The organism is Actinoplanes sp. NPDC024001 (assembly GCF_040638955.1).
Lineage (GTDB): Bacteria > Actinomycetota > Actinomycetes > Mycobacteriales > Micromonosporaceae > Actinoplanes.
In genome coordinates this window covers 1-7415 of sequence record NZ_JBEZZB010000290.1, presented here as the reverse complement: position 1 = coordinate 7415, position 7415 = coordinate 1, and the positions used below count along the sequence as shown (strand labels likewise).

At 71.1% G+C, this 7415-nt stretch carries 8 protein-coding genes; 3 read left to right on the top strand and 5 right to left on the bottom strand.

The genetic code is table 11. From position 1 onward, the window contains the following. Positions 1 to 140: 140 nt before the first annotated feature. Genes AB0F81_RS49700 through AB0F81_RS49690 form a run of 3 tightly spaced genes read left to right on the top strand, consistent with a single transcriptional unit; the run spans position 141 to position 2262 of the window. Entirely contained in the window at positions 141 to 1076 is a 936-nt protein-coding gene (locus tag AB0F81_RS49700) for a LysR family transcriptional regulator (RefSeq protein ID WP_360211200.1), read from the top strand. A 5-nt stretch (positions 1077 to 1081) separates the two neighbouring features. Next, complete coding sequence (locus AB0F81_RS49695) at positions 1082 to 1507, top strand: hypothetical protein (RefSeq protein ID WP_360211198.1); 426 nt, start codon at positions 1082 to 1084, stop codon at positions 1505 to 1507. Then, the gene (locus AB0F81_RS49690; protein WP_360211196.1) at positions 1504 to 2262 is read left to right on the top strand and encodes a DUF1963 domain-containing protein; all 759 of its coding nucleotides are present in this window, start codon (positions 1504 to 1506) and stop codon (positions 2260 to 2262) included. The genes AB0F81_RS49695 and AB0F81_RS49690 overlap by 4 nt, the downstream gene beginning before the upstream one ends. Positions 2263 to 2346: 84 nt before the next feature. Here AB0F81_RS49690 and AB0F81_RS49685 read toward each other — a convergent pair whose 3' ends face one another. The 5 genes from AB0F81_RS49685 to AB0F81_RS49665 all read right to left on the bottom strand — a co-directional run. Next, the gene (locus AB0F81_RS49685) at positions 2347 to 3006 is read right to left on the bottom strand and encodes a response regulator transcription factor (protein WP_360211194.1); all 660 of its coding nucleotides are present in this window, start codon (positions 3004 to 3006) and stop codon (positions 2347 to 2349) included. Then, positions 3003 to 4160, bottom strand: coding sequence for a histidine kinase (locus tag AB0F81_RS49680; protein ID WP_360211192.1), 1158 nt, complete (start codon positions 4158 to 4160; stop codon positions 3003 to 3005). The genes AB0F81_RS49685 and AB0F81_RS49680 overlap by 4 nt, the downstream gene beginning before the upstream one ends. Further along, positions 4157 to 4993, bottom strand: coding sequence for a CPBP family intramembrane glutamic endopeptidase (locus AB0F81_RS49675; protein ID WP_360211190.1), 837 nt, complete (start codon positions 4991 to 4993; stop codon positions 4157 to 4159). The genes AB0F81_RS49680 and AB0F81_RS49675 overlap by 4 nt, the downstream gene beginning before the upstream one ends. A gap of 301 nt (positions 4994 to 5294) precedes the next feature. Then, positions 5295 to 6644: an NAD(P)/FAD-dependent oxidoreductase gene (locus tag AB0F81_RS49670; RefSeq protein WP_360211188.1), complete on the bottom strand. Its 1350-nt coding sequence runs from the start codon at positions 6642 to 6644 to the stop codon at positions 5295 to 5297. Then, the coding region (locus AB0F81_RS49665) for an agmatine deiminase family protein (RefSeq protein WP_360211186.1) at positions 6641 to 7415 on the bottom strand (775 nt) is incomplete at its 5' end. The genes AB0F81_RS49670 and AB0F81_RS49665, both read right to left, overlap by 4 nt.

Sequence of the window (7415 nt, the reverse complement as noted above, 5' to 3'; positions counted from 1 at the left end):
CTTCCGCCGCCGCTGCCTTCAACGATCCCGTGACTCCCACTACCGCAAACGACTCAGCACGCTCGGAAGCTACGAACCGCCGTAGCAGTATTAGGTGCGCTGTCATACCCGGTCGGTATCACCGCGGTATCGTCGGGCCGATGGACGCGCTGGAGACCCGGGAGCTCAGGTATTTCGTCACCGTCGCCGAGGAATTGCACTTCAGCCGGGCGGCCGAGCGCCTCGGCATGGCTCAGCCTCCCCTGTCCCGGGCGATTCAGCAGCTCGAACGGCGCCTCGGTGTCACCCTGCTCGAACGCAACCGTCGCGGCGTGACCCTTACCGGTGCGGGTCAGGTGCTGCTCGACGAGGCCCGTGCCATCCTCGACGGAACAGCCGCAGCCGTCCGCCGCACCCGCCGCGCCGCAACGTCTACGAACCGGCTCACGCTGGCCACGAAGGCCGGCTCGAACCACGAACTGCTGCAGAAACTCCTCAACGCCCACGCCGCCGAACCTGACGCGGCCGAGATCGAGGTGCTGCTGTGCGGCATGGGAGATCAGGCGCGAATGTTGCGCGATGGCCGCGCCGACGCGGCGCTCATGCAACGGCCCTTCGACGCCCTCGCCGGCTTCGACACCGAAGACCTGTTGACCGAACAACAGGTCGCGATCCTGCCGGCCGGGCATCCTCTCGCCGCGCGTACGTCCCTGACCATGGCGGACATCAGCAACGTGCCGGACCTGCCTGTCGCGCGGTGGCCCCGTCAAGACGGCACCTACGAACCCGGTCCGGGCCCCGAGATTCATGACCAGTCGCAGCTCGCCCAGCTGATCGCGCTCGGCCACACCCTGGCCGTCCTCTGCGCCTCTTCCCGATCGTGGCTGTGGAACGCGCACACAGCCATCCCTTTGACCGACGCACCCCACGTCACCACAGTCCTCGCCTGGCCCGCGCACAGCCGCTCACGGGCCGTCGCCGGGCTCGTCCGCACGGCAGCCCAGCTGTTGTTGGTGCACCATTCTCCGTCGCCTGCACCGCGATCAGCGCCCCGGCGACCGGCGGCCGCCGCGGATCGGCAGGTCGGGGACGGTTGACAACCATGTGGATCATGATCGCTGTGTATACGTTGACGGAGTTCCGGAAGACCGCCCTCGAGCGCGGCATGCCGCAGGATGCCATCGACTACTGGGTAAGCCTCGCGCGTCCTTACCTCTCCCTGGACGGCGACGGCAACGGCCCGGTCATGGGGTATTTCGGTGGCCGGCCGGCGCTGCCGGCATCCGTACCCTGGCCCGCGGGCCACGCAGACCTCGCCTCGGTCGACCTCGCCGCGATCCCGGGGAACGCCACGGATCTCGACCTTCCGGCGGCCGGAACGCTGGTGTTCTTCGCGGTGCCCGGAAAGACCTCCACGGTCGGGCGGGTAGTCCACGTGCCGGCCGACGCGGCGGTCGCGGAGGCGGAACATGCTACGCGATCGGCCGCGACGACCTGGGCGCTGGCGACCTCACGGCTGCACGGATGATGACCAACTCCGACAGGCCCACCATGCTCGACGACTTCCGGGAAGCCGCCCGGAGGAAGGGCATGCCCGAGGACGCGATCGAATATTGGGTGAGCCTCGCCCGTCCCTGCATCGCTCTGGACACGGAGGGGATCGGCCCGGTCGTGGGCCATTTCGGTGGCCGCCCGTCGCTGCCGGCGTCGGTCGCCTGGCCGGCGCACCACGCCCACCTGGCCACGATCGACCTCGCCGCGATCGGTAAGGACACGACGGACCTCGACCTTCCCACGGACGGCACACTGGTGTTCTTCGCGGTGCCGGAGATGGGTTCGGACGAGGGGCGGGTCGTCTACGTGCCGGCCGGTGAGGAATGCACGGAGGTCGAGCCGCCCGATGACCGGACCCCGGTGTACGACCGCGCCGCCCTCTACGCCACCCCGGATCGGAGCCTGGCCGAGTACGCCGCCGCCCACCCGCGCTACCTGGCCGACGGCGCCCGCGACGACGAAGACCTCTTTGCCGAACTCACCTGGGACCTGCCGAGCTACGGGCTGCTCGTTCTCGGCGGGTTCGGCCGCTCCAACACCGGCGGCCTGGGCGTGCCGGTCGACGACTTCGAGACTCACCTGCTGCTGGCCGAGTTCTTCCTGGACCGCAGCGATGTCGGCGACGACTTCGGAACCGATTACACCACGGTGTTCTACGTGTGCTCCCGGGAAGACCTCACCGGGCGCAGGTTCGAGGCCGTGGAGATGGTGTCCGACTTCCTCGGGTGATCCCGCGGCCGGCCGTCGGTGCCGTACCGGTCCGGCAGTCGGCTTACCCAGCCCCCCGACCTAGGAACGACCTAGTCTTCTTGCTCAGGTCACCAGGCCGCGGCGGTACGCGTACACCACGGCCTGCACCCGGTCGCGCAAGTCGAGCTTGGTGAGGATGCGCGACACGTACGTCTTGACCGTCTCCTGGCTGATCACCAGGGCCGCGGCGATCTCGCTGTTGGACAGGCCCTCCGCGATGAGCCGCAGCACCTCCAGCTCGCGCCGGGTCAGGGCGCCGCCGCCCGCATCGCCCTCGGCCGGGCGGATGCGGGCCGCGTACCTACCCACCAGCTGCCGGGTCACCTCCGGGGCCAGCAGCGCGGCGCCCGTCGCGACCGTACGGATGCCGTTGAGCAGCTGCGCCGGCGGGGCGTCCTTGAGCAGGAAGCCGCTGGCGCCCGCGCGCAGCGCCTCGTAGACGTACTCGTCGAGGTTGAACGTCGTCACCACGAGAACCTTCACCGGCTCGGGCACTCCGGCGCCGGCCAGCAGGCGGGTCGCCTCGATGCCGTCGAGCACCGGCATCCGGACGTCCATCACCACCACGTCCGGCCGCAGCCGCATGGCCAGGTCGACCGCCGCGCGCCCGTCGCCGCACTCGCCGACGATCGCCATGTCGGGCTGGGCGTCGATGATCGTCGTGAAGCCGGTGCGGATCAGCTCCTGGTCGTCGCAGACCAGCACCCGGATCGGCGCGGTCACGACGGGTTCCCGGCCGGGATCCGGGCCCGCACGAGGAAGCCGCCGCCGGCCTGCGTGCCCGCGCTGAAGTCGCCGCCGAGCACGGTGACCCGCTCGCGGAGCCCGGCGAGGCCGCGCCCGCTGCCGCCCGGGGACGCGCCGCCGGATCCGGAGCCGTCAGTGCTGATCTCCACGGTCGTCTCCCCTTCCCCGTGGTGCACGCGAACCCTGGTCCGGCTGCCGTGCGCATATTTCAGCGCGTTCGTCAACGCCTCCTGCACCACCCGGTACGCCGCCATCTCGGCGCTGCCGGTGGCCGCCGCCGGCGTGCCCTCCCGGACGAACTCGACCGGCTGCCCGGCCTGCCGGGAATGGTCGACGAGGGCGTCCAGGTCGCCGACGGCCGGCGTACGCGGATCGCCCGTGCTGTGATCCGGGTTGAGCAGGTCTAGCAACTGCCGCAGGTCACCGACGGCCCGGCGGCCCGTGCCGGTGATCGCGGTCAAGGTCTGCTCCAGCTTGTCCGGGGCGCTGGTCAGGTAGCGCGCGGCCTCGGCCTGCACGACCATCGCCGTCACATGGTGGGTGACCACGTCGTGCAGCTCCCGGGCGATGCGCGTGCGCTCCGCGGTGCGGGTGACCTCCTCGACATGGCGGCGGCGTTCCGCCTCGGCGGCCCGGTTCTGGCGCAGCCACGCCCCGACGCCCCACGCGAGCGCCAGCAGCAGGTAGAACGTGGTGAACCCGACGGCGCCCTCACTCGATCCGAGCCGGTCGAGGGAGATCGCCAGGGACACGTACGCCGCCGAGGCGAGACCCACGACGAGCCAGCGGCGGCGTTCCACGTAGGCGCCCGCGCTGACGAGCGCGATGGCCAGTCCCGTGCCCGCGATGGTGTGGTAACTGCGGAGCTGGTCGATCGCGAAGCCGAGCGACACCAGCGCGAGGCAGACGACCGGCCACCGGCGGCGGACGGCCAGCGGCAGGCACTCCAGGGCGACGACACCGACGGTCAGCGCGTCATGCGGGCGGTCCGGGAGGTTGCCGAGCTGCGTACCCTGCCGCTCCAGGGCCGGGACCGCCGCCGCGAGGGCGAGAGCCAGTGCGAACGGGAGGTCCCGGACCGTGATCGGCCACTGCCGCCACAGGTCCGGGAGCCGCCGGAGCTTGATCACCGGGTGACTGTAGCTGTTGCCGGGGCCTGCGCCGTGCGGCGCCGGCGCGGGACGATGTGCCCGCGGCGCTTGGCCAGCCACAGGAACACCACGGTCAGCACCACGCCGGCCAGCACCGCGTACAGGCTGCCCTCCGGCCCGAAGGCGCCGCCGCTCAGCGCGACCGGCCCCGACGTCGAGGCTTCGAGCAGCCCTGTCGACTCGCCGTTGCCCGACACCGCGACGCTGAAGATGCCGCCGGCCGCGAAGTTCCAGCCGAAGTGCAGGCCGATCGGGACCCACAGGTTCCGGGTGGCGGCGTAGCAGGCGGCCAGCATGAACCCTGCCTCGATGGCGATGGCGGTCGCCCCCCACAGGGTGGCGTCCGGGTTGGCCAGGTGCATCGCGCCGAACACCACGCCGGTCAGAGCCAGAGCGATCCAGGTGCCGGTACGCTCCTCGATGATCCGGAACAGCACCCCTCGGAACAGCAACTCCTCGGTCACGGCGGCGGCCGCCATGAACCCGAGCAGACCCAGCGCGCCCGTCGGCGAGCCCCAGCCCTCGACGCGGTAGCCGCCGAGGAACGCGATGTTGGCGATGACGGCCGCGAACATGGCGACGCCGATGAGCGTCCCTCGGCCCACCCTTGCACCGCAGCCGTCCAGGCCGAGCTCGGCCGGCTCGCGGCGCTCGGTGCGCCGCACCACCCAGCGGTAGACGACCACGCCCAGCACCGCCGTCACGGCGCCGATCACCAAGGTGAGGAAGAAGCTTCCCTCGACGGCGGCGGCGCTTTGCCCGCCGACGAGGGCGACGGCAGCGACGGCAAGAAGCTGTTTGACGAAACGCATGACGACTCCTTCGCAGACCGCGACCTCAGCGCCGCGGACACGAAGAACGCTATGGATTCCCGCCGCCACAATCGTCACCGTGCGGTGGACACTTGCCGGTAGCTCGCACGGGGGACAAAGGACTCTTTCTGGAGACCGGACACCCGGCCGGACCTGGGGATATTCGCCGTTCGACCGCGCCCGTCCGGCTGTGAGCCTTGGCCCGCTGGGATGGACCGTGGCCCCCGGACACCCGCCGGATCCGCGGTCGAGGCAGTAGCCATTGGTGGCATGGGGCATTCCTCGTCATGGTGAAGCACGCTCACAGGCTGGCCAGTAGGCGGGCTGCTGTCGCCTCCCCCATCCGGATCGCGCCGTCGACGTGCTGGAAGCCGAGGCCGGCAACGTCACTGCTCGCGAACGCGAGCGGGCCGACGTCAGCACGCAGATGCCGCCCGTAGCGAGTGAGCGACCCGATGTCGAAGCTGGTGCCGAAGGCGCCCGCGGTCCATTCGTCGGACATCCACGGACTCTCGTAGTAGGCGACCGGGTGCAGCGCCTGCTCGCCGTAGTAGCCGGCCAGTGACTCCAGGATCCGCGCGCGCCGGGTCTCGGCGTCCAGGGTCAGCACGCCGTCGGCCTTCTCGTCGGAGATGAACCCGACCAGGATGCCACGGGTCTCCCCCGCCACGTCCTCGTTGCTGTTGTCGTAGGCCTCGTGGACCAGCGCGTACGGACTGAACGCGGTTCCGGATAGACCGGCCTCGCGCCAGAACGGAGTCTCGTACGTGATGTGCAGTTTAAGGACCAGTCCGAAAGATTGATGCTGGCGCATCTGTGCCTGCACCGCCGGCAGCGCCGGCGCGTAGCGCACCCGGTTGACCAGGGTGGGCGGCACCGCCATCACCACCCGGCGGGCGCGGTAGGAACCCTGCCCGGTGTGCACGGTCGCGCCGTCGGAGTCCCAGTCGACGCGGGTGACCGGCTCGCCGAGGCGCACCAGACCGGGCAGGCGGGCGGCCAGTCGCACCGGCACCTCCTGCAGGCCGCCGACGACCCGCCGGTCGAGGATGAAGTCGGCGTCGACGAGGTGGCTGAAGCCGCCCGCGCTGGCCGCCATCAGCACCGCCGACAATGCGGAGAAGGCGTGCGCCGGTTTGGTCAGCATCGCGGGACCGACGTAAAGGCCGACGTTGTCGCGGGCCTCGACGTCGTCGGTCTGCTCGGCCAACCAGGCGGCGAACGACATCCGGTCCAGCCGCTCGGCGTCCGGGTGCTCCCACGGCACGAGCGGATCCATCTGCGCCGCCAGGGCGTCCAGTTCCTTGATGATGCGCTGCATCTCGGTGGCGGTGGCGTCCGGAACGGGGAAGGCCTCGCCGCGGAAGGTGCGGCGGATCCCGTCGCGACCGATGTAGACCGAGTCGCCGTCGCGGTGCCGCGGGTAGGTTTCCAGCCCGAGCTCGTCGATCACATCGAGCAGGGCGGTCTGGTCGGGTGAGACCCACTGGCCGCCGATCTCCAGGCGGACCCCGTCGACGGTCTCGGTGTGCAGCCGGCCGCCGACCCGGTCGCGGGCCTCGAGCACGAGCACCTCGCGCCCGGCCTCGTGCAGGCGCAGGGCCGTGATCAGTCCGGTGACACCGGCGCCGACCACCACGACGTCAATCACGAAAATCCTCCAGGGAGTGCGGGTTGCTGCTGGGTGATGCAGTGGATGCCGCCGCCGCGGGCGAACAGCGGCCGGGCGTCGACGCCGACGACCCGGCGGCCGGGGTAGGCGGCGGCCAGGACCTCCAGCGCGGCCTGGTCGTGCGGGTCGTCGAAGGTGCAGGCCACCACGCCGTCGTTGCAGGCCAGGTGGTTGACGTAGCTGAGGTCGACCGGGCCCTGCTCGTCCTCCAGCTGCTCGGGCGCCATCAGGTCGAGGATGCGCCAGCCGGCCGGGAACACCGCGCGCAGCTCGGCGTCGAGCGCGTGGTCGGGGTGACGCGGGTCGGGCTGGACGTGTAGCAGCACGGTGCCCGGTGACGCGATGGTCGCCACGATGTCGACGTGGCCGCGGGTGCCGAACTCGCTGTAGTCGCGGGTCAGCCCGCGCGGCAGCCAGACGACCTCACGCACCCCGAGGGTGCGGCGCAGCTCGCTCTCCACCTGCTCCCTGGTCCAGCCGGGGTTACGGCCCGGGTCCAGCTGCACGGTCTCGGTGACCAGCACGGTGCCGCGGCCGTCGACGTGGATGCCGCCGCCTTCGTTGACCATCGTCGAGTCGATCAGTGTCGCTCCGGCCCAGGCGGCGACCTGCCGGCCGATCCGGGCGTCGTTCTCCCACGTCGCCCAGCTCTGCCGGCCCCAGCCGTTGAAGGTCCAGTCGACCGCGCCGAGCCCGTCCGGGCCGACCACGAACGTCGGGCCGATGTCGCGCATCCAGGCGTCGTCCAGC